This is a genomic window from Streptomyces sp. NPDC050738, assembly GCF_040654175.1.
Taxonomy (GTDB): Bacteria; Actinomycetota; Actinomycetes; order Streptomycetales; family Streptomycetaceae; genus Streptomyces.
The window spans coordinates 124,092-143,595 of sequence record NZ_JBFAHN010000012.1 but is presented as its reverse complement, the minus strand read 5'-3'; the positions used below and the strand labels follow the sequence as shown (position 1 = coordinate 143,595).

Annotated in this window: 24 protein-coding genes; 13 read left to right on the top strand and 11 right to left on the bottom strand. The window is 69.5% G+C overall.

The genetic code is table 11. The annotated features are described in order from the left end of the window. The first annotated feature begins 159 nt into the window (after positions 1 to 159). On the top strand, positions 160 to 423 hold the full coding sequence (locus tag AB0H78_RS27645) for a hypothetical protein (RefSeq protein ID WP_363237317.1): 264 nt from the start codon (positions 160 to 162) through the stop codon (positions 421 to 423). Next, the gene (locus AB0H78_RS27640) at positions 420 to 629 is read left to right on the top strand and encodes a helix-turn-helix transcriptional regulator (RefSeq protein ID WP_363237316.1); all 210 of its coding nucleotides are present in this window, start codon (positions 420 to 422) and stop codon (positions 627 to 629) included. Before AB0H78_RS27645 ends, AB0H78_RS27640 begins: the two co-directional genes overlap by 4 nt. 7 nt (positions 630 to 636) lie before the next feature. Here the strand turns inward: AB0H78_RS27640 and AB0H78_RS27635 are convergent, their stop codons facing one another. After that, positions 637 to 1,146 carry an ATP-binding protein gene (locus AB0H78_RS27635; RefSeq protein ID WP_363237315.1) on the bottom strand — a complete coding sequence of 170 codons (510 nt, stop codon included), beginning with the start codon at positions 1,144 to 1,146 and terminating at the stop codon, positions 637 to 639. A 155-nt stretch (positions 1,147 to 1,301) separates the two neighbouring features. Here AB0H78_RS27635 and AB0H78_RS27630 point away from each other — a divergent pair, with 155 nt between their 5' ends. The 3 genes from AB0H78_RS27630 (at position 1,302) to AB0H78_RS27620 (ending at position 2,717) form a co-directional block, all read left to right on the top strand. Next, complete coding sequence (locus AB0H78_RS27630; RefSeq protein WP_363237314.1) at positions 1,302 to 2,168, top strand: helix-turn-helix transcriptional regulator; 867 nt, start codon at positions 1,302 to 1,304, stop codon at positions 2,166 to 2,168. Beyond that, positions 2,165 to 2,386 (top strand): DUF397 domain-containing protein, encoded by a 222-nt coding sequence (locus AB0H78_RS27625; protein WP_363237313.1) that lies wholly within the window; start codon positions 2,165 to 2,167, stop codon positions 2,384 to 2,386. The genes AB0H78_RS27630 and AB0H78_RS27625 overlap by 4 nt, the downstream gene beginning before the upstream one ends. A 109-nt stretch (positions 2,387 to 2,495) precedes the next feature. Further along, positions 2,496 to 2,717, top strand: a complete 222-nt coding sequence (locus AB0H78_RS27620) for a DUF397 domain-containing protein (RefSeq protein WP_363237312.1) — start codon at positions 2,496 to 2,498, stop codon at positions 2,715 to 2,717. 62 nt (positions 2,718 to 2,779) lie between these two features. Here the strand turns inward: AB0H78_RS27620 and AB0H78_RS27615 are convergent, their stop codons facing one another. From AB0H78_RS27615 to AB0H78_RS27605, 3 genes are all read right to left on the bottom strand, one after another. Then, positions 2,780 to 3,004, bottom strand: a complete 225-nt coding sequence (locus tag AB0H78_RS27615; RefSeq protein ID WP_363237311.1) for a hypothetical protein — start codon at positions 3,002 to 3,004, stop codon at positions 2,780 to 2,782. A 123-nt stretch (positions 3,005 to 3,127) separates the two neighbouring features. Further along, positions 3,128 to 3,532, bottom strand: a complete 405-nt coding sequence (locus tag AB0H78_RS27610; RefSeq protein ID WP_363237310.1) for a hypothetical protein — start codon at positions 3,530 to 3,532, stop codon at positions 3,128 to 3,130. 42 nt (positions 3,533 to 3,574) lie between these two features. After that, positions 3,575 to 3,838 carry a hypothetical protein gene (locus AB0H78_RS27605; protein ID WP_363237309.1) on the bottom strand — a complete coding sequence of 88 codons (264 nt, stop codon included), beginning with the start codon at positions 3,836 to 3,838 and terminating at the stop codon, positions 3,575 to 3,577. A 640-nt stretch (positions 3,839 to 4,478) separates the two neighbouring features. On the opposite strand from AB0H78_RS27605, the gene panB reads away from it, so the two are divergent. From panB to AB0H78_RS27590, 3 genes are all read left to right on the top strand, one after another. Further along, the gene (gene panB, locus AB0H78_RS27600) at positions 4,479 to 5,330 is read left to right on the top strand and encodes a 3-methyl-2-oxobutanoate hydroxymethyltransferase (protein WP_363237308.1); all 852 of its coding nucleotides are present in this window, start codon (positions 4,479 to 4,481) and stop codon (positions 5,328 to 5,330) included. A 109-nt stretch (positions 5,331 to 5,439) separates the two neighbouring features. Beyond that, positions 5,440 to 6,459, top strand: coding sequence for an ATP-binding cassette domain-containing protein (locus tag AB0H78_RS27595; RefSeq protein ID WP_363237307.1), 1,020 nt, complete (start codon positions 5,440 to 5,442; stop codon positions 6,457 to 6,459). After that, positions 6,456 to 7,310 carry an ABC transporter permease gene (locus AB0H78_RS27590; RefSeq protein ID WP_363237306.1) on the top strand — a complete coding sequence of 285 codons (855 nt, stop codon included), beginning with the start codon at positions 6,456 to 6,458 and terminating at the stop codon, positions 7,308 to 7,310. The genes AB0H78_RS27595 and AB0H78_RS27590 overlap by 4 nt, the downstream gene beginning before the upstream one ends. A 3-nt stretch (positions 7,311 to 7,313) precedes the next feature. Here the strand turns inward: AB0H78_RS27590 and AB0H78_RS27585 are convergent, their stop codons facing one another. Beyond that, positions 7,314 to 10,847 carry a BTAD domain-containing putative transcriptional regulator gene (locus AB0H78_RS27585; protein WP_363237305.1) on the bottom strand — a complete coding sequence of 1,178 codons (3,534 nt, stop codon included), beginning with the start codon at positions 10,845 to 10,847 and terminating at the stop codon, positions 7,314 to 7,316. Between the two features lie 184 nt (positions 10,848 to 11,031). Between AB0H78_RS27585 and AB0H78_RS27580 the strand changes: the two genes are divergently transcribed. Continuing rightward, a complete protein-coding gene (locus AB0H78_RS27580) occupies positions 11,032 to 11,838 on the top strand; it encodes a site-2 protease family protein (protein WP_363237304.1) in 807 nt (268 codons plus the stop codon). On the opposite strand, the gene AB0H78_RS27575 is transcribed toward AB0H78_RS27580, so the two are convergent. The 3 genes from AB0H78_RS27575 to AB0H78_RS27565 all read right to left on the bottom strand — a co-directional run bounded on the left by AB0H78_RS27575 (position 11,828) and on the right by AB0H78_RS27565 (position 13,251). Then, complete coding sequence (locus AB0H78_RS27575) at positions 11,828 to 12,019, bottom strand: hypothetical protein (RefSeq protein WP_363237303.1); 192 nt, start codon at positions 12,017 to 12,019, stop codon at positions 11,828 to 11,830. The genes AB0H78_RS27580 and AB0H78_RS27575 overlap by 11 nt on opposite strands. A 68-nt stretch (positions 12,020 to 12,087) precedes the next feature. Next, positions 12,088 to 12,792: an NADPH-dependent F420 reductase gene (gene npdG / locus AB0H78_RS27570; protein ID WP_363237302.1), complete on the bottom strand. Its 705-nt coding sequence runs from the start codon at positions 12,790 to 12,792 to the stop codon at positions 12,088 to 12,090. A 9-nt stretch (positions 12,793 to 12,801) separates the two neighbouring features. Then, the gene (locus AB0H78_RS27565) at positions 12,802 to 13,251 is read right to left on the bottom strand and encodes a group II truncated hemoglobin (protein ID WP_363237301.1); all 450 of its coding nucleotides are present in this window, start codon (positions 13,249 to 13,251) and stop codon (positions 12,802 to 12,804) included. A gap of 100 nt (positions 13,252 to 13,351) precedes the next feature. On the opposite strand from AB0H78_RS27565, the gene AB0H78_RS27560 reads away from it, so the two are divergent. Next, complete coding sequence (locus AB0H78_RS27560) at positions 13,352 to 13,954, top strand: hypothetical protein (RefSeq protein WP_363237300.1); 603 nt, start codon at positions 13,352 to 13,354, stop codon at positions 13,952 to 13,954. A gap of 54 nt (positions 13,955 to 14,008) precedes the next feature. After that, positions 14,009 to 15,295 carry an MFS transporter gene (locus AB0H78_RS27555; protein ID WP_363237299.1) on the top strand — a complete coding sequence of 429 codons (1,287 nt, stop codon included), beginning with the start codon at positions 14,009 to 14,011 and terminating at the stop codon, positions 15,293 to 15,295. Here the strand turns inward: AB0H78_RS27555 and AB0H78_RS27550 are convergent. After that, on the bottom strand, positions 15,292 to 15,522 hold the full coding sequence (locus tag AB0H78_RS27550) for a hypothetical protein (protein ID WP_363237298.1): 231 nt from the start codon (positions 15,520 to 15,522) through the stop codon (positions 15,292 to 15,294). The two genes, AB0H78_RS27555 and AB0H78_RS27550, sit on opposite strands and share 4 nt — an antisense overlap. 30 nt (positions 15,523 to 15,552) lie before the next feature. Between AB0H78_RS27550 and map the strand changes: the two genes are divergently transcribed. Next, positions 15,553 to 16,410 carry a type I methionyl aminopeptidase gene (gene map / locus AB0H78_RS27545; protein WP_363237297.1) on the top strand — a complete coding sequence of 286 codons (858 nt, stop codon included), beginning with the start codon at positions 15,553 to 15,555 and terminating at the stop codon, positions 16,408 to 16,410. Positions 16,411 to 16,622: 212 nt separating this feature from the next. After that, complete coding sequence (locus AB0H78_RS27540; RefSeq protein WP_363237296.1) at positions 16,623 to 17,285, top strand: biliverdin-producing heme oxygenase; 663 nt, start codon at positions 16,623 to 16,625, stop codon at positions 17,283 to 17,285. 28 nt (positions 17,286 to 17,313) lie between these two features. Here AB0H78_RS27540 and AB0H78_RS27535 read toward each other — a convergent pair whose 3' ends face one another. Both AB0H78_RS27535 and AB0H78_RS27530 read right to left on the bottom strand, forming a co-directional pair. Then, the gene (locus AB0H78_RS27535) at positions 17,314 to 17,991 is read right to left on the bottom strand and encodes a PhzF family phenazine biosynthesis protein (RefSeq protein ID WP_363237295.1); all 678 of its coding nucleotides are present in this window, start codon (positions 17,989 to 17,991) and stop codon (positions 17,314 to 17,316) included. A gap of 80 nt (positions 17,992 to 18,071) precedes the next feature. Then, complete coding sequence (locus AB0H78_RS27530; protein ID WP_363237294.1) at positions 18,072 to 19,496, bottom strand: HtaA domain-containing protein; 1,425 nt, start codon at positions 19,494 to 19,496, stop codon at positions 18,072 to 18,074. Between the last annotated feature and the right edge of the window lie 8 nt (positions 19,497 to 19,504).

Sequence of the window (19,504 nt, the reverse complement as noted above, 5' to 3'; positions counted from 1 at the left end):
ACGGCTTCCGGCCCGACCTCCGGCAGGCGGCAAGCGGCAGCGACGTACTGCTGGCGGACCTGGCCGCCCGATTCAGGGATGGCCCGGCGGGCAGACCGGCTGGCGCAGTGACCTCATCCACGCCGGATTACAACAAAAATGTTGTAGTAGGTTGGTGGGGTGACCTACCGCATCGTCTTCACCACCGAGTCCTCCGCCGAACGAGATCAGTTGCCTGCCGAGCGCCGCGACCTCCTCGACCGAGGTTTGGCCAATCTCGCCAAAGACCCCATGCGCCCTCACGTCTCCGCCCCCTACCGGGACCGCGAACACCTGCGATTCGGCCAGGTCGCACCAGGACTGACCGTCGTCTACGACATCGTCGACGACATGGTCATCGTCGTCATCCTGCGCATCCTCGACGCCACCTACATCGACGCTTGAGCACCCTCGATCTGACCGGAGCCCGCAAGCAGTGCGGCCTCACCCAGTCCGACGTCGCCCAAAGGATGGGCATCAGCCAGGCCCGCGTCTCAGCGATCGAGCGCACCCCGCCAGCTCTGCTGAAGCTCCAGACAGTAACGGCCTACTACCAAAGCCTCGGCATGGAACTCCTCTTCGAGCCCAAAATGCGCGTCCACCGCCGGTGAGGAAGTTTCATCGCGATTCATGCAGCCCACCGGGCCCGACGTGACCAGAGACTGGCAGAAGGCACCGGACCTGCTTGCCGACGGGTGTCGCCACGACGTCCCAGCCCGGGGCCAGTAGGTCCATGAGCGGCAGTCCGCGCCCGGACTCGGCGTGCGCATCGTCGAGCCGGACCCCCGGCGCGCGCTGCGGGCGGCGCGAGACGTCGGGATCGTGCAGGCGCACCCAGACCCCGGCCGCGCCCGCTTCGACCTCGGCGATGAGCGGGACGTAGTCGCCGCAGGCCCGGACCGCATTGCCGTAGAGCTCGGAGAGGACGAGCTGGGCGGCGTCGACGAGTTCGGGCGGCGCCCCCGCCCCGAGCAGGGCCCGGGCGGTGAGCCCGCGCGCGGCGCGGAGGTTCCGCGGGGATGCGGACATGTGGAGGGTGAAGCCAGTGGGGGTGGGAGCGAGGTAGTGGCCAAGCGCGGCGGTGGGAGCGAGGGGAAGCAGAAGGGGGTGCGGAGTGGAGGAGGGCATGGGGGCTCCTTGCGGCTCGGTCACCAACTTGGCGCAATTGCGCGCAAGTTGAGCCTGGCGCGAATCCATGATCGATCGCAAACTTTCTACCCAATCCGGTGAAGAACTTCCGAAATCCGCTCCTCCACGGGGCCAGTTGGAGTCAGACTCTCCACATGCCCAACTCCCCCATGGTCCCGACAGTCCGGCGGCGCCGGCTCGGAGCAACCCTGCGCACCTTCCGCAACAAGGCGGGCCTCAGCCTCGACGAGGCCGCGCAGACGATGGGCTGGAACGGCCCGAAGATGTCGAAGATCGAGAACGCGGTGCAGGCAATCCGCCCAGGCGACCTGACCACTCTGCTCACGACATACGGCGTCACCGACCCTCAAGTCCACACAGCCCTGGAGACATTGCGCCAGGACGCCCAGAAGAAGGGCTGGTGGCAGACCTACTCCGGGATCGTGCAGCCGCCGTACGCCGACTACATCTCCCTGGAATCGGACGCCCAACGGATCTGCGCCTGGTCGCCACTCCTGGTCCCCGGGCTGCTCCAGACCGCCGCGTACGCGCGCGAGACAATCACCGGCATCACGACGACCAGGACACCGGACGAAGTATCCGCACTGGCCGAAGTCCGCATGGCCCGCCAGTCCGTACTGACGCGCCCGGGCTTCCCCCTCGAACTGTGGGCCATCATCCACGAGGCGGCTCTGCACCACAGGTTCGCCGCCCGCCCCGGCACGATGCGAGATCAGCTTCGCCGCCTGCTCGACGCCTCCGAACTCCCCAACGTCACCGTGCAGATCATGCCCCTGGACTCCACCGCGCATCCGGGTCTCGTCGGAGGTTTCAGCATCGCGACGTTCCAGCCCCCGATGCCGGACGTCGTCGTCTTGGAGAACGCCAACAGCTCGGCATACGTTGAGGGCGAAGAAGCAGTCCCCTTCACGAGGGCGTACGAGCACATCCAGGCCACAGCGCTCTCGGTGGAGGACTCCCTAGTCCGCATCACAGAGCTGGAAGAAGGCCACAGAAAGTGACAGACCGGAAGACCGACCTGTACGCCCTCGACCTCACGAACGCCACCTGGCAGAAAGCCTCGGCAAGCGGCGCCGAGGGCGACTGCGTCGAAGTGACCGAACTCCCCGGCGGGGCAAGGGCACTTCGAGACTCAAAGAACCCCGACCGTGAAACCCTGCGTTTCACCGCATCGGAGTGGGCTGCGTTCCACAGCGGCGTCATAACCGGGGAACTCTGATGCAGAGGACCGTCGTCGCTACCAGGATGTCGGCGCGCATCGTCGCGGCCGCACTGCCCGTGGACGACTCAACGGCACTCATCGCGCGGATGGAAGAGGGAAGACGCACGTGACGGACCCCCGGGCAGAGCTGTACGCGCATGACCTCTCTGCCGCAACCTGGCGCAAGGCAACCGCCAGCGCCGGAGAGAACAACTGCGTCGAGGTGGCCGAACTGTCCGGCGGCGCTAGGGCAGTTCGGGACTCCAAGAACCCCGACCGCGAGCCCCTGCTCTTCACCACATCAGAGTGGACCGCATTCCGAACCGTCGTCATAGCCGAGGAACTCTGACTTTCTCGGCCCCGAATCACGCATCCATCGCGCACCCTTCACACGGTCGCACCCAGAATGCCTCAATCACGCCGATACCCCACGAGCACTCCGAGGAATCCCGACACTATTATGGCAACCCCACCCGCCACCCTTAGGGAAACCAAGGATGCGAGTATCGCGAGGACCGCAAATGAGATCACCATCGCCACGAATACCCGAAAGGCCTTTGGCTTTTCCAGAAACGAGCTCCATAGCTCCCTCACGTCAACAGCCTCCAATCTCAAATTCAGGTTCCAATTCTCCATTACTAATGGATTCAATAATCCAACAGAGCGCCACCCGGAAGTCGCTTGAGACCACCGTCGCGAGGCTTGGATCGCGCACTTACAAAACCTCCGGAGCGATTGCGATGAGCGCCGACATTTGACTTACCAGGCATCGCCCGCCGAGTCCCACATGAGGGCCGGCGGTGCCACAAAGACGTCCGACGCGTTCGCATCCACGGCCCGCAGGCCGCCCGCCGCACTCTCCGAAATCTTGAGACCCGCGGACTTCAGCGAGAACTCGATCTGCTTCAGCGCCGGATTCGCCGCGGCCTCAGGGGTCTTTACGATCAAGAAATCCTGTGCGCCCTCGACGGACGCAGCCATTTGTAGATCCACCCCGGGAAGCACTTCGCTGTACAGGGCATTCGCACCCTCCAGCGTCGGCTTCGGCAGCGTCCCGCGCCAGCCCAATTCCAACGACCGCCCGTCGCGCGCGATCTTCAGCAGCGGCGCATCCTTACCGCCACCGGAGAACGACATCTCCACCGCCGCCGCTTTCGGACCCACGCTGCCGTCTGCACGAACCGCCAGCGTCGCGTCCGGCGTGACCTATGCGCCGCCCGCCTGCTTGACCCGCACCGGCGTAACCGACTGCTCCAAATGGAAGGTGAACCCGTCCGGATTGGCATACGTCGTCGTGAACTCGGTGCGCTCACCCGTCACTTCGACCCGCTCACCGGAGTCAGCCGCCTCGGCAAGGGCCTGCTGCCCCTCGGACAGCTCAGCCGCCTCCGCCTCCGGAGCAAGATCCAGCCATCCACCCGGGACGGCCGGCACCCCCGCCCACAGGAGCGCTCCCACCACCGAACTCACAGCGGCTCTTCGCCACCTCCGTCGCGCACCACGCCTCGCCATGCCCAACCCCCACCCCTGGAAGCACAACCCACCCGTTGGTCACCTCCCTTGCGGCCTGCACTCACTCAACTGGCGAGGCGATCGGTCCACGAGGTGCACATGTGACGCACGAGATTGCCCCCGCGTGACTGCATATGACAAGGATCAGAGAGCTGGGCGCCCTGCGGCGCGGCCAAATCCAGCACCCCGCTGGCACGCACGCCACATCGCCGCTGTTTGCAGAATCCACTCAACATGGATTACCTGTAAGGGAGTTGCATGTCTGAACAACCGCAGACGGCAGCCATCGCGCAACCCGCCCACTCATTCGGTACTTGCTCCCGCGACGGTCGCGCGCATGCGCTATCGACACGCCTGCCGACCTTGACCGTCATTCAAAGTTGGCCGAAAGTCAGCCAACCGAGCCGACACCCCAAGATCGCTTGAGTTCGCGCCATGTCGACCAGCCCACTAACCGTCACACAGTGTGACCATTCAGTGGCTCTTGGAGGGCCAAACGGCGCCCACTTCCGTCCGGAGGGCACGAGGTGCCACCATGGAGGTGGTCCGGGGACGCCGTCAGGGCGCCTCGAGATGACGAAGAACAGGAGCCGTTGCGATGACGCAACCCCTTCAGGCTGCCCCGAAGAATGCCCTCTACGGCGGCAAGGGCACCCGCCGCATCACCGTCCACGACATCACCGCCGCCAAGGAACGCGGCGAGAAGTGGCCGATGCTCACCGCCTACGACGCGATGACCGCGTCCGTCTTCGACGAGGCCGGGATCCCGGTCATGCTCGTCGGGGACTCCATGGGCAACTGCCACCTCGGCTACGACACCACCGTCCCGGTCACCATGGACGAGATGACGATGCTGGCGGCCGCCGTCGTACGGGGCACCTCGCGCGCCCTGATCGTCGGGGACCTCACCTTCGGCTCGTACCAGGAAGGACCCGTCCAGGCGCTGCGCAGTGCCACTCGGCTGGTCAAGGAAGCGGGGGTGGGCGCCGTCAAGCTGGAAGGCGGCGAGCGGTCGCATGAGCAGATCCAGCTGCTCGTGCAGTCCGGGATTCCCGTCATGGGGCACATCGGTCTGACCCCGCAGTCCGTCAATTCCATGGGGTACCGGGTCCAGGGGCGGGGCGAAGAGGCCGCGCAGCAGCTGCTGCGCGACGCCAAGGCCGTTCAGGACGCGGGCGCCTTCGCCGTCGTACTGGAGCTGGTGCCCGCCGAGATCGCGGCCGAGGTCACCCGCATCCTGCACATCCCCACCGTCGGCATCGGGGCGGGCGCGGAGACGGACGCGCAGGTGCTCGTCTACACCGACATGGTCGGCCTCACCGGCGGCAAGGTGCCGCGCTTCACCAAGCAGTACGCGAACCTCCGCCAGACCCTCGGGGACGCGGCGAAGGCCTTCGCGGACGAGGTCATCGGAGGCACGTTCCCGCAGGAGGAGCACACCTTCCACTGATCGCGACAGACCACTGCCGCAGGAACCGACAGCCCGCCGACATCCCCCATCGGCGGGCTGTCGGCATCCTGTCGGCGGTCTGTCAGTGGGCACTGCTCCAATAGTGGACATGACGCGAATCGACAAGAACCCCGGCAACGGCACCAACGCCGTCGAAGTACGGGGGATGGTCAAGCACTACGGCGAGACCAAGGCGCTGGACGGCGTGGACCTGGATGTCCGTGAGGGCACCGTCCACGGAGTCCTCGGCCCCAACGGCGCCGGCAAGACCACCCTCATCCGAGTCCTGTCCACCCTCATCCAGCCCGACGCGGGCACCGCCTTCGTCGCCGGTTACGACGTACTGAGCCAGCCCCGGCAGCTGCGCCGCAAGATAGGGCTCACCGGCCAGTACGCCTCGGTCGACGAGAAGATCTCCGGCTTCGAGAACCTCTACATGATCGGGCGCCTGCTCGACCTCTCCCGCGCCGACGCCAAGCGCCGCGCCACCGAGCTCCTGGAGCGGTTCTCGCTCGAAGAGGCCGCCAAGCGCTCCGCGGGCACGTACTCCGGCGGTATGCGCCGCCGGCTCGACCTCGCCGCCTCGATGATCGGCCAGCCGGCCGTCCTGTACTTGGACGAGCCGACCACCGGCCTGGACCCGCGCACCCGTAACGAGGTGTGGGCCGAGGTCAAGCGCATGGTCGGCGAAGGCGTCACCGTGCTGCTCACCACCCAGTACATGGAGGAGGCCGAGCAGCTCGCCTCCGCCCTCACCGTCATCGACCACGGCAAGATCATCGCCAGCGGCGGGATCGAGGAGCTCAAGGCGAAGGTCGGCGGCCGCACCCTGCGCATCCGCCCGAGCGACCCGACGCAGCTGCGCGCACTCGCCGCCGAGCTGGACGGCTCCGGCCTGATCGGGCTCGCCTCCACCGCTCTGGACGCCGAGGACGGCGCGGTCATCGTGCCCGTACAGAGCGACGAGCAGCTCACCGCGATCATCGCGGCCGTCTCCTCGCGGGGCTACGGCCTCGCCGCTGTCACCACCGAACTGCCCAGCCTGGATGAGGTGTTCCTCTCCATCACCGGCGAGAAGGCCAGCGCCCCCCAGGACGCCGCCCCTGTCCTCGAGGAGGTCTCCGCATGAGTACCGCAACGCTGACCAAGCCGCCCGTCACCGAACCACCCGCCCTGCGCCAGGGCGAGGCCGACGGCCGTATCGGCCTGCGCGCCAACCTCCGCCACACCGGCGCGCTGATCCGCCGCAATCTGCTGTGGATCAAGAACGACCCGGAGTCGATGTTCGACGCCATCCTGATGCCGGTCATCTTCACGCTGCTGTTCGTGTACGTCTTCGGCGGGTCGATCGGCCAGTCGCTCGGCGGCGGTCAGCACCAGTACGTCCAGTACGTGATCCCGGGCATGCTCGCCATGATGAGCATGAACATCGCCCAGGGAGTCGGCACCGGCTTCAACGAGGACTTCCACAAGGGCATCATGGACCGCTTCCGGTCCCTGCCCATCGGGCGGTCGTCGGTCCTGGTCGCCAAGATCTCCGTCGAGCTGCTCCGTATGCTAGTCGCCACCACGGTCCTGATGATCGTCGCCGCCCTGGTCGGCTTCGACTTCAACAGCTGGCCCGGTCTGTTCGCGGCCGTCGGTCTGGCCGTGCTGTTCGGCTCCGGCATCATGTGGATCTTCCTGGTGCTCGGTGTGACCATGAAGAACGCCCAGTCCGTGCAGGCGATGGGCTTCCTGGTGATGATGCCGCTGCAGTTCGGCTCCTCGATCTTCGCGCCGACGAAGTCGATGCCGGGCTGGCTGGAGGCCTTCACCAAGTACAACCCGATGTCGGGTCTCGCCGACGCGTCCCGCGGTCTGATGCTGGGCGGCTCGTACCCGATCGCCCATGGGCTGATCGTGACGCTCGCCTGGACGGTCGGTCTGACGGCCGTCATGGCTCCGTACGCGATCTACAAGTTCCGTACGAAGAGCTGACGTTCAGGGTTCGCGCCGATCGCGTCGTGCGAGGGCGGTGGCCTCCTCCTTGGAGAGGCTGCCGCCTTCGGCGTGTGCGGTCTCGTACGCCGCATCTCCCAGGACCGCGCGGGTCGCCGACTCGGCGGCGTCGCGGGTTTCGCGTTCCACGGCCGTCGGGACGTGGGACGGGGAGAGCAACCCGTCCGAGGCGCCGATGAGTTGGGCCGCTTTCACTCCAAGCTCCGTGCCGCCGAGCCCGGCCATGGACCGCGCGATGATCCGCAGATACACCGGGGGCATCTGCGGGGCGACCATCTCGGTCAGCGGGTCGTCTGCCAGTTTCAGGGCGTCGACCGCCAGGGCCCACGCGGTGTCGTGGTCCCCGTCCACGCTCGACAGATGGGCGCGGATCCCCACCACGAAGCCGTCGAAGACGGAGAACGACCCCTTGGTGAACTCCTTGCTCAGTTCCTCGAGATGGACGCGCGCCTCGTCCGTACGGCCGGTGCGACCCAGCCACATCGCGAGGAAGATGCGGGCGGCCGGGTTCGCCTCCGTCCCCACACGGGGGCCCTGCGCGAGGACCTCGCGCAGCAACACCTCGCCCGCCTCGCCCTCCCCCATCTCGGCCATCACGCCCGCGAGCCTGACCTGCAGTATCGACATCTGCGCCTTCGCGCCGAGGCTCTCCGCATAGCCGACGGCCGCCTTGAAGTCCTCGACGGCCAGGGCGTATTCACCTCTGCGCTCGCGCGCCTCGCCGCGCGCCGACAGCGCCTCGGCGACACCCCAGTCGTCGCCCAGCGCCGTGAACAGCTCCAGGCTCTCCTCGGCGTCCCGGTCGGCGTCGCCCGCCCATTCGGAGCGGTTGGCAAGGACGTTGGCCCGCATCTCCAGTGCGTTGGCCAGCTCCCACACGTATCCCAGTTCGCGGCTGGTCTCGACGGTCGCGTCGATCATGCCCCGCAGGTCGTCCGCGTTCCCGGTCAGCAGGACCGCGAAGAACCACATGTTGGCCGGCGGCCGGCAGGTCTGCGGGAGACCCGGCCGGTAGGCGGCCCTGATGCCGGTGGCCAGCTTCGCCATCGCCGGGGACGACCACCGTTCGGTGTCCTGGTCGCTGGAAGCCAGCTGGATCAGCCGCACCCCGCGCCGTGCCTCCATGAGCTGCTCGGAAGACATGGGCGGCGGGGTGTCCGTGCAGCGCTCGTAGAGTGCGGGCGCGAGCTCCACCGGATCGGCGGCGAAGGGATCGGGGCCGAGCTCCGCGATCGCTGCCGACCAGTGCCTGATCTCGGAGCGCTGGCCGCGCATCTGCCAGAACCCGTGCAGCGCGTGGATCAGGCAGAGCGCCTCGTGCTCGTCGCGGGCGGCGACGGCGCGGCGCACGGCGGTGCGGAGATTCTCGTACTCGCGCTCCAGTGCGGCGATGGCCTCGCGCTGTCCGCTGCCGCGCAGCTTCGGGTCCTCGGCGCGGGCCATCTCGCGGAAGTACACCAGGTGCCTGCGCTCGGTGTCGGCGCGCTCTCCGGACTCGTCGAGGCGTTCGGCCGCGTACTCCGCGACGGTCTCCAGGAGGCGGTAGCGCATACCTGAGTCGGCCGAAGGGGCCGTCACCACAAGGGACTTGTCGACGAGGGAGCCCAGGGCGTCCATCGAATCGGGGCCGCACACGGCTTCCGCGGCGGCGAGGTCGCAGCCGCCCGCGAAGACGGAGAGCCCGCACAGTACGGACCGTTCGTCCTCGCCGAGGAGGTCCCAGGACCAGTCGACGACGGCGCGCAGGGTCTGCTGGCGCGGCAGTACGGTCCTGGCTCCGCCGGTCAGGAGACGGAAGCGGTCGTCGAGGCGGTCGGCGATCTGGCGCGGGGTGAGCATCCGCAGCCGGGCGGCGGCCAGTTCGATGGCCAGGGGCAGTCCGTCGAGGCGCCGACAGATCTCGGCGGCGGCCTCGGGGTCCTCGTCCGTACGGAACCCGGCCCTGGCGGCGGCACCGCGTTCGGCGAAGAGACGGAGCGCGGTGGGCTGAGGCAGGGGTTCCAGGGGGTGCAGGAGCTCGCCCGGTACGCCGAGGGGTTCGCGGCTGGTCGCCAGGATCGTCAACTCGGGGCAGCGCGCGAGGAGTTCGTCGGCGAGACGAGCGGCCGCGCCGATGACGTGCTCACAGTTGTCGAGGAGGATCAGCATCCGTCGGCGGGCGCAGTGCGCGGCGAGCTTGGCGAGGGGGTCGCCGCTCTTGCGGTCCTGTACGGCGCGCATCTTCTCGGCGCCCGCGCCGTGGAGGACGGTCTCGCGGGCGCCCAAGGCGGCGAGTACGGCCTCGGCGACGTTGTCCGGGTCGTCCACGGGGGCGAGTTCGGCGAGCCAGACGCCGTCGGGCCAGGTGTCCGCGGTGGCCTCGGCGGCCTCCTGCGAGAGGCGGGTCTTGCCCGCCCCGCCGGGGCCGAGAAGGGTGACGAGACGGGCGCGGCCCAGGTCGCCCCGGAGGGCATCGATGTCGCGCTCGCGCCCGACGAAGGAGGTGAGCCGGGACCGGAGATTGCCAGGCCGCTGCGGCTCCGCCGCACCGGGGGCGCTGCCCCCGGACCCCCGCTCCTCAATCGCCGGAGAGGCTTGATTTTGCCCGACATCGGCTTGAACGTGCGGACCGTGAGTTTGGATTCGGCCGGCACCGGCGTGCCCCTGCGGGCCGTGAGCCTGGTTTTGGCCGGCGCCCTCATACCCCTGCGGGCCGTTCCTGTGGGCCGTATCGGCCCGCGCATCAAAGCCTGGTCCAGCAAAATTCAGCCCGTCCGGCGATTGAGGACCGGGGCCCGCGGCAACCCCCCAGGGCGGGGGCGGCGCGAGCAACTCCGCGTGCAAGGAGCGGAGTTCGGGGCCGGGGTCCGCCCCGAGTTCCTCCGCCAGGCCTCGGCGCACACCCTCGTACGCCTCGAGCGCCTGTGCCGTACGCCCCGCCGCCCGCAGCGCCCGTATCCGGAGGACCTGCAGCGGTTCGTCGAGGGGATGCTCGTCGCAGAGCGCCCCCAGTTCGGGCAGCGCCTCCTCGGGGCGGCCCAGTTCCACCGCCGCCGCGAGCGACGCCCGCAGCGCCTCCAGACGCCGCGCCTCCCACCGCGCGGCGAGCGCCGTACGGTCGGGGAGGTCGGCCAGCGCCTCGCCCTGCCACAGCCCCAGCGCATCCTCCAGCAGGGCCGCCGCCTTCACCGGGTCCCCGGCCTCCAGCGCCCGCGTCCCCTCCCCCGCGAGCCGCTCGAAGCGGTACAGGTCCACGTCGTCGGAGTCGGCGCACAGCCGGTAGCCTCCGTCGTCCGAAGCCACCGCTCCAGGCCCCAGCGCCCGCCGGAGCCGGGCGACCAGCGCCTGCAGCGCCCCCGCCTCGTCGGCGGGCGGCTCCCCGTCCCAGACCTCGTCGACCAGTACGCCCACGGGCACGGTCCGCCCGGGCCGCAGCGCGAGCACGGTCAGCAGTGCGCGCAGCCGCGCACCTCCGAGAGGGACGGCCGTGCCGTCGTCGCGTACTGCCTGCGTGGTCGTGAGTAGCCGATAGCGCACGGCACCATTCTCCGTTACGCGGCAAGCCCCAGCCGCCCGCGGTCTCCGGTTCGACGAGAACGCCCGCCCCGTCACCGTCCGCGCCGCCCCGGAACTCCCGCCCGCCCACGAGACGTTTGCGCAGTGTCACCTGTACGGTCGGGGCTCGCCAGGTCCGGCCACCCACGCACCAGGAGCCCTGCCCATGACCACCGCCACCTCCCGCAACAGCGACCGGCGGATCAGTCCCGTCTTCCTCGGGATCCTCGCCGTCATGGCGGTCACCGGCTGGGCGGTCTGGACCGACTTCGCGGCCAAGCCGGGCATCGCCGTCTTCCTCTTCGTGACCGCGGCCTGGATCGTCTCGCTCTGTCTGCATGAGTACGCGCACGCCCGTACCGCCCTGCACAGCGGTGACATCTCGATCGGGTCGAAGGGCTATCTGACGCTCAACCCTCTCGCCTACACCCACGCCGTGCTCTCGATCGTGCTGCCCGTCATCTTCGTGATCATGGGCGGGATCGGTCTCCCCGGCGGCGCGGTCTTCATCGAGCGCGGCCGGATCCAGGGCCGCTGGAAGCACAGCCTGATCTCGGCCGCGGGACCGCTCACCAACGTCCTGTTCGCGGTCGTCTGCACAGCGCCGTTCTGGCTGCACGCCCTGGACGGCGTCCCGACGGCCTTCCGTTACGCGCTCGCCTTCCTGGCGATGCTCCAGGTCACGGCGGCGATCCTGAACTTCCTGCCCGTCCCCGGCCTCGACGGCTACGGCGTGATCGAGCCCTGGCTGTCGTACTCGATCCGCCGCCAGGTGGAGCCCTTCGCGCAGTGGGGCCTGCTGGCGGTCTTCGGTCTCCTCTGGATCCCGGAGATCAACCACGTCTTCTTCGACATGATCGACTGGATCCTGGGCGGCCTGGGCATCGGGCGGGGCGAGGTCGGCTGCGGCCAGGCGTTCTACCAGTTCTGGAAGGGCGGCCCGGAGGCCGGCTTCTGCGGCGTCAGCCAGTGACCGTGGCGGCGGCGGCCTTCTCGGCCTTGGCCTTGCGCAGGTAGAACCAGGCCATGTTGGACGACAGGCCCGCCATCAGCACCCACACGATCCCGAGGAAGCTGCCCTGGGCGAAGGACACCACCGCTGCGACGACGGCGAGGGTGCAGACGACGAGGGCGTACACGGCGAGGCGGGGCATGGGATGCGGCTCCTGTCGGGGGGTGCGTCGGTCGAACCCTCACAGTGTCCCCCATGCCCCGTTGCGTCCTAGACGTCGGTGACCCGAAGCCCCGCGTGCGCCTTGTACCTGCGGTTCACCGAGATCAGGTTGGCGACCAGGGACTCCACCTGGTGCGCATTGCGCAGCCGCCCGGAGAAGACCCCGCGCATCCCCGGGATCCGCCCGGCCAGGGCCTGCACGATCTCCACGTCGGCGCGCTCCTCGCCCAGCACCATCACATCCGTGTCGATCTCCTCGACGTTCTCGTCCTGCAGCAGGACGGCCGAGAGGTGGTGGAAGGCGGCGGCGACCCGCGAGTCCGGCAGCAGGGCGGCGGCCTGCTCGGCGGCGCTGCCCTCCTCGGGCTTCAGCGCGTACGCGCCCTTCTTGTCGAATCCCAGAGGGTTGACGCAGTCCACGACGAGCTTGCCCGCGAGCTCCTCGCGCAGCGACTCCAGGGTCTTGCCGTGGCCCTCCCACGGCACGGCGACGATCACCACGTCGCTGCGCCGCGCGCACTCCGCGTTGTCGGCGCCCTCGACGCCGAACCCGATGCCGTCGGCGGCGGACCGCGCGCGCTCGGCCGCACGCGAGCCGATGATCACCTTCTGCCCCGCCCTGGCCAGCCGGTACGCGAGCCCGCGCCCCTGGTCGCCGGTCCCGCCGAGTACGCCGACCACCAGGCCGGAGACGTCGGGGAGGTCCCAGGGGTCCTTGGGCGCGGGCTTCTGCACACTCTCAGTGGAAGTCATGGCCCGACCCTAGCCGTCGGACGGCCACTGCCACTTGGGCACCTCGCGCAGCGGGTGGAGTTCGTCGTCCGTCTCGGCCAGGGAGTTCTGCTGGGCGACCCGGGTCCCGAAGGCGATGTGCGAGCGGATCGCCTCACGGAAGGCCTCGTCCTTGGGGAGGCCCGCCTCGTCCACGGCCTCCTCGTACAGCTCCGCGAAGCGCTCGCGCTGGACGTCGGTGATCTTCAGATGGCGGTGTACGTCGATGAGATGGGCGAAGCCGAGCTCGGCGGTGAAGCGGTCGGGGCCGCCGAAGGACTCCGCCGTGAACCAGGTCAGATGCTCCACATGGTGCGGTCGGCGCTCCGGGAAGAGCGGGCTCAGGACGGGGTCGGCGAGGACCTTCGTGTAGAAGATCTCCTCCAGGCGGTGGAGCGGGCCGTCGCCGCCCGCGTGGTCGTAGAGCGTGGTGTTCGGCATGCTGCCGGTACTCCTCCCCCGGGGCCGGGGCGGCCCCCTTCGGGTGAGTCTGACCCAACCCGCCCTCACCGCACACCTGTTGGCGGCATGATTCCGGGCCATGGATGCAGTGAGGGTGGCTCTGCTGAGGGAAGTTCTCGACGGGACCGAGTGGCCGCGCGCGACCCGGCGGTTCGCCGCCGCCCTGCGTTCCTCGGTGGTGCCGCACGGCGGCGGGCTGCTCCTGGTGGGGACCGAGGCGTACGAGCCCTGGCATCTCGCCGCGCATCTCGTCGACGAGGCGGCCTGGTCGGGCACGCCGGAGCTGGCACCCACGCTCGTACGCCACCGGGTGGAGGCCGGGGAGCCCGCGCATCTGTCGGTGGGGCTCGGCAGGATCGAGGCGGCGGGGCGCGGGCAGACGCTGCTCGTGGTCGCGCCGGAGCGGCCCGGGGACGGTCTGTTGGAGCGGGTGCACGGGGCGCGGCGGGCCGGGGCGACCGTGCTGTCGCTGGACGGCGGGGATCTGGAGGTCCACGGGCTCGCGCACGAGACGCTGACCGTGGCGCAGGGCGGCGAGGTCGATCTGGACACCGTGCAGCATCTGGTGAGCGCGGCCGCCGGGGAGAACAGCCTGCCGGTGCAGCGCGGGAAGCGGGGGTTCAGGGACCGGCTTTCGCGGCTGGCCGACCAGCTGACGGCGCCGCCGCCGGCCCGCTGGTAGCCCGCCGGTAAAGCACTTGTATTACCCACGGGGTTCGGCTGAACATGACCCCTCGTGGCATCGATACTCCCCGACCTGACTCCCTTGCGGACCTCGCACGACTTCCGGCTGCTCTGGGTGCAGGGGCTGATCACCAACTTCGGCTCCAGCATGGCGATGGTCGCGCTGCCGCTGCAGATCGCCCACCTCACCGATTCGCCCGCCGCCGTGGGCGCGATGGGTGCGGTCGAGCTGGTCCCGCTGATCGTCTTCGGGCTGTACGGAGGCGCGCTCGCCGACTCCGTCGACCGCCGCAAGATGATCCTGGGCACGGAGGCGGCACTCGGCGTACTGGCCATGGTCCTGCTGGCCAACGCCCTGCTCCCGGATCCGCTGCTCTGGCCGCTGTACGTCGTCGCGGGCGGGGTCGCCGCCCTCGCCGGGCTCCAGCGCCCGGCGCTGGACTCGCTGATGGCGCGGATCGTGCCGCACGACCAGCTCACCGCCGCCGCCGCGCTCAATGCCCTGCGCTGGCAGATCGGGGCGATCGCGGGGCCCGCGGTGGCGGGCTTCGTCGTCGCGTACGCGGGCGCGTCGGTGGCGTACGGAACGACCGTCGCGAGCTTCGCCGTCTCGGTGCTGATGTGTCTGCGCCTGGCGCCCGCTCCGGCCGCGCACGACGCCGAGAAGCCCTCGCTGCGCGGGATCGCGGAGGGGGCGCGCTACGCGTGGAGCAAACCGGTGCTGCTCGGGACGTACGCCATCGACCTGGCCGCGATGTTCTTCGCCTTCCCGCTCGCGATCTTTCCGTTCCTCGCCGAGGACCTGGATGCCCGGTGGGCTCTCGGACTGATGTACGCGGCGATCCCCCTGGGCTCCGTCCTGACGAGCCTGACCAGCGGCTGGGCCTCGAAGGTGCGGCGGCACGGGCGGCTCGTGGTGTGCGGCGCGGGCATGTGGGGGCTGGCGATGACGGCCGCAGGCTGGGCGGGGAACGTCTGGCTGCTCCTGTTCTGTCTGATGCTGGCGGGGGCCGGGGACATGCTCAGCGGGCTGGGCCGCTCCACCATCTGGAACCAGACCATCCCCGAGGAGCTGCGCGGGCGCCTGGCGGGGATCGAGGTCCTTTCGTACAGCTGCGGACCCCAGCTCGGCCAGCTGCGGGCGGGCACGGTGGCCGGGTGGAGCGGGGCGCGGGCCTCGGTGTGGAGCGGTGGGGCCGCGTGCGTGGTGGCGGTGGGGGTGCTGGCCGCCGTACTGCCGAAGCTGATGTCGTACGACGCCGAGACGGACGAGGACGCGCTGCGGCGGCGGGACCAGAAGGAGCAGGCCCTGGCCGCCACCGCAGCCGCGACGGCCTAGGAGTCGTTCCCCGGCGGGGTGCCCTTGTCGTGCCACTTGGGGTCGGTCTCCCACTCCAGGTTCCGCTCCTGCGCGGTCTCCATGGCGTGGTTCGCCTCCTCACGGGTGGCGTACGGGCCGAAGCGGTCCTTGGCCGGGCATTCCGGGCCCTCTTCGACCTTCTTGTGCTGGAGGCAGTAGTACCACTCGCCCGGTTTCCCGGCCGTGCGCTTCTTGAACAAAGCCATGGTCGGCTCCTCTCTCATACACTCGCTGCCATGTCTGGCCAGTCACTGCTTGTACCAGGGGAGCTCTCTCCCACCCGTTCCGTACCCGGAAACATCCGGCGTCCCGAGTACGTGGGGAAGCCCGCGCCGACGCCGTACACCGGTCCGGAAGTCCAGGATGCCGACACCATCGAGCGGATGCGCATCGCGGGCCGTATCGCCGCACAGGCGATGGAGGCCGCTGCGGCGCACATCGCCCCGGGTGTCACGACCGACGAACTCGACCGTGTGGCACATGAGTTCATGTGCGACCACGGCGCGTATCCGTCGACGCTCGGCTACCGCGGATTCCAGAAGTCGCTGTGCACGTCGGTCAACGAGGTGATCTGTCACGGGATTCCCGACTCGACCGTGCTCCAGGACGGCGACATCGTGAATCTCGACGTCACGGCGTACCTCAACGGAGTGCACGGCGACAACAACGCCACCTACTTCTGCGGCGATGTCGACGAGGAGTCGAAGCTGCTGGTCGAGCGGACGCGGGAGTCGCTGGTCCGGGCGATCAAGGCGGTCAGGCCGGGACGCCAGATCAACATCATCGGGCGGGTCATCGAGTCGTACGCCAAGCGCTTCGGCTACGGCGTCGTGCGGGACTTCACCGGGCACGGGATCTCGACGTCCTTCCACTCCGGGCTGATCATTCCGCACTACGACAGCCCGTACGCGACCGAGATCATCAAGCCCGGCATGACCTTCACCATCGAGCCGATGCTGACGCTGGGGACCCACGAGTACGACATGTGGGCGGACGGCTGGACCGTGGTCACCAAGGACCGCAAGCGGACGGCGCAGTTCGAGCACACGCTGGTGGTGACGGAGACGGGGGCGGACATTCTCACGCTCCCCTAGCCCTCCGTACGCGCTTTGGACGAGGCCCCCGGCTCCCTGCCGGGGGCCTCTTCCGTGTTCGCGCGCTCTTGACCGGGACAGGCGTACGGTTTGTTTTACCGACAGCTCGTCGGGAAAGTATCCGACAAGGCGTCGACATCTTGACTTAGGCAAGGCTAACCAAAGATGATGATGCACCAAGGTTCTGCCACACCAGTACTCCGGAGATCCCCATGACCACGGCCGCAGACACGTCCTTCTCGACCGTCATCCGCATGGCATCGCACGAACAGCACACGGAGGCGGAGACCTCGACGTTCATGAGCGATCTGCTCGGCGGAGCCCTCGGTGTGGATGCGTACACGCGCTACACGGAGCAACTCTGGTTCGTCTACAAGGCACTTGAGGACGCGGCCGACGCCCTGGCCGACGACCCGGTGGCCGGCCCCTTCATCCAGCCGGAGCTGCTGCGGCTGGCGGAGATAGAGCGGGACCTCGCCCATCTCAAGGGTGCGGACTGGCGCGCGACGCTGTCCGCGCTGCCGGCCACGCAGGCGTACGCCGACCGGGTGGCGGAGTGCGCGGCGAGCTGGCCCGGCGGGTACATCGCCCATCACTACACGCGCTACCTCGGCGACCTGTCGGGCGGCCAGATCATCCGCGACAAGGCGGAGAAGACCTGGGGGTTCGCGCGCAAGGGCGACGGTGTGCGCTTCTACGTCTTCGAGCAGGTCGCCAACCCGGCCGCTTTCAAGCGGGGTTACCGCGAGCTGCTGGACGCGGTGAATGCGGACGATCTGGAGAAGCAGCGGATCGTGGACGAGTGCAAGCGCGCCTTCGCGCTGAACACCGGGGTTTTCCGGGAGCTGGGCTCGGAGTTTCCGCTCAGCGCGTAGGGCGGCACGCGACGTTCGGTCGCGTTGCTCATGACGCCAACCTCACCCGGCCGCCCAGTTCGATCGTGCCGTCGGGGGCCGGGGCTGTGAGCAGTTGGGAGCCTTGGCCCTGGGTGATGTTGAGGGCGCGGCCCAGTTCGGCGGTGAGGAGCAGGGCCGCGGCGCCGGTCGCCTCGTCCTCCGTGATGCCGTCGCCCCGGCGCGGGAAGCCCCTGGCCCGTACGCGTCCGGCCGCCTCGTCCTCCCACGCCCAGGCATAGAGCCAGCCCTCGCCCGGCGGGGGGCTCGGCAGGGCGTCGACCTCTGCGGCGGATCCGTAGCGCGTGAGGATACGCGGCGGGGCCCATTCCGCGCGGGCGGTGATCCAGCTGAACTCCCCGTCCTGGCGCGCGAATACGTCGCCGACCGCCAGTTCGAGCACCTCGATGTCGAGCAGCCAGGCGGCACCCACCAGGGGGTGTCCGGCGAAGGGCAGCCGTCCGCTCGGCGTGTAGATGTCCACGTGCCCGCGCTCGGGGTCGTCGACGAAGACGGTCTCGCTGAACTCCAACTTCCGCGCCAGCGCCTGGCGTTCGTCCTCACCGGGGCAGGCGGAGCCTTCGCGTACGACGCCGAGCGCATTGCCGTGCCGGCCGTAGGGGTCGCAGAAGACCCGCAGGACGTCGAGGTCGTACGGCGGCGGGGGTTCGGGGTGCGCGTGCTCCATGGACCAAGGAGACCACGAAAGGCGTATCGGAACGGGTCCGCCCCCGGCGTGATGCCGGGGGCGGACCCGTCTTCACTGCGTCACCGGCTCAGCGCACGGCGCCTGCGGCCGAGGGTGACCGCTCCCGCGCCCGCCGCGACCACCAGCGCCGAGGCGCCGAGCAGTGCGCCCGCCGGGACGTCCGCGCCGGTTTCGGCCAGGCTGCCCGTGCTGCCGGTGGGAACCGTGCCCCCGGTCGTCGTGCCGCCCGTCGTACCGCCGTCGGACGAACCGCCGGTGGTGGCACCGCCGGTGTCCCCGAGGTCGGCGCCGTCCTTCAGCGCGACGGAGACGTCGAGGGCGTCGAGGGCGGTGCCCGCCGGGTAGAAGCCGCCGAAGGCCTTGGCGCCCGCCGTGGTGACCGTGGCGGCGACGCCCTTGACCTTGACGACGTCGTTCTTCTCCGTCAGGGCGGTGGAACCGGCCTTCAGGGTGGCCAGTTCGACGTCGTCGGACTTCGTGCCGAGGCTGTTCACGTCGGCGGTCAGCGTGCCCTTGCCGTCCTTCAGCTCGACCTTGAGGTCGGAGAGCGTGAGGTCGAGACCGTAGGCGGTGCCGCTCTTGTGGGCCTTGAAGTCGACCGCGCCCTTGAAGGCGGCGGACAGGGTGTTGCCGTCGACGGTGCCGGTGGCATCCCCGAAGGTGAACGGGCCGTTGGAGGCGGCCTGGGCGGCGCCCCCTGAGACGGTGATCGCGCCGTCGGGGTCGCCCTTCACGTACGTACGGAAGGTCTCCTTGACGCCCCAGCCCAGGTTGCCGTCCTTGATGTCGCCCGTGGCGGCGGCCGGTGCGGAGTCCGAGGGGGACGCCGTGGCGGAGGCCGTCGCGGAAGCCGTGGCGGAAGCCGACGCGGTTGCGGTGGGCGTCGGGGACGCGGAGTTGGTCCGGGTGGGCGAGGGCGACGGGGCCGGAGCCTTGGCGACGGTGAGCGGGTCGCCCGCCGCACCGGCGTACTTGTCGCTGCCGAGGGCCTTGCCCGCCTCGGCGGTCAGCACGGTCGCCATGCCGGCCATGCTCTGGCTCACGGTGACATTCGCGAGCGGGATGTCGTCGTAGAACGTGGTGTTGTTGGTGACGTCGGCGATGACCTGGGCCTTCGCGCTGTCGAACCGCACATCGGTGATCTTGACGGTGAAGGCGTGCAGCTTCGAGGTCGCCGTGACGCCGCCCTTGAAGCCGAGCGAGACCGCGTGCGTGGTCGAGTCGTACGTGCCGGTGCCGTCCGTGAAGGTGAACGCACCGTTGGAGGCCGCCTGGGTGGCGCCGTCCGCCGTGGCGAACGAGCCGGCCGCGATCGTCGTGACGTAGGAGCGGTAGGAGTCCTTGATGCCCCAGATCAGCTGGTAGTTGCTGAGCGGGGCCTCGGCGGCGCTGGCGCTCTGCACGGTCATGGCGGCCGCGCCGAGTGCCACTGCGGTGGCGGTCGCGGCGGCGAGGGCTATCGGGCGTCGTCGGGTGAGGGACATGTCGGTCG

Bases quoted from the DNA above. Each gene is read 5' to 3' on its own strand.
- AB0H78_RS27635 (WP_363237315.1), bottom strand. From the start codon at position 1,146: ATGCCCTCCTCCACTCCGCACCCCCTTCTGCTTCCCCTCGCTCCCACC.
- AB0H78_RS27630 (WP_363237314.1), top strand. From the start codon at position 1,302: ATGCCCAACTCCCCCATGGTCCCGACAGTCCGGCGGCGCCGGCTCGGA.
- AB0H78_RS27615 (WP_363237311.1), bottom strand. From the start codon at position 3,004: ATGGAGAATTGGAACCTGAATTTGAGATTGGAGGCTGTTGACGTGAGG.
- panB (WP_363237308.1), top strand. From the start codon at position 4,479: ATGACGCAACCCCTTCAGGCTGCCCCGAAGAATGCCCTCTACGGCGGC.
- AB0H78_RS27595 (WP_363237307.1), top strand. From the start codon at position 5,440: ATGACGCGAATCGACAAGAACCCCGGCAACGGCACCAACGCCGTCGAA.
- AB0H78_RS27590 (WP_363237306.1), top strand. From the start codon at position 6,456: ATGAGTACCGCAACGCTGACCAAGCCGCCCGTCACCGAACCACCCGCC.
- AB0H78_RS27580 (WP_363237304.1), top strand. From the start codon at position 11,032: ATGACCACCGCCACCTCCCGCAACAGCGACCGGCGGATCAGTCCCGTC.
- AB0H78_RS27575 (WP_363237303.1), bottom strand. From the start codon at position 12,019: ATGCCCCGCCTCGCCGTGTACGCCCTCGTCGTCTGCACCCTCGCCGTC.
- npdG (WP_363237302.1), bottom strand. From the start codon at position 12,792: ATGACTTCCACTGAGAGTGTGCAGAAGCCCGCGCCCAAGGACCCCTGG.
- AB0H78_RS27565 (WP_363237301.1), bottom strand. From the start codon at position 13,251: ATGCCGAACACCACGCTCTACGACCACGCGGGCGGCGACGGCCCGCTC.
- AB0H78_RS27560 (WP_363237300.1), top strand. From the start codon at position 13,352: ATGGATGCAGTGAGGGTGGCTCTGCTGAGGGAAGTTCTCGACGGGACC.
- AB0H78_RS27550 (WP_363237298.1), bottom strand. From the start codon at position 15,522: ATGGCTTTGTTCAAGAAGCGCACGGCCGGGAAACCGGGCGAGTGGTAC.
- map (WP_363237297.1), top strand. From the start codon at position 15,553: ATGTCTGGCCAGTCACTGCTTGTACCAGGGGAGCTCTCTCCCACCCGT.
- AB0H78_RS27540 (WP_363237296.1), top strand. From the start codon at position 16,623: ATGACCACGGCCGCAGACACGTCCTTCTCGACCGTCATCCGCATGGCA.
- AB0H78_RS27535 (WP_363237295.1), bottom strand. From the start codon at position 17,991: ATGGAGCACGCGCACCCCGAACCCCCGCCGCCGTACGACCTCGACGTC.
- AB0H78_RS27530 (WP_363237294.1), bottom strand. From the start codon at position 19,496: ATGTCCCTCACCCGACGACGCCCGATAGCCCTCGCCGCCGCGACCGCC.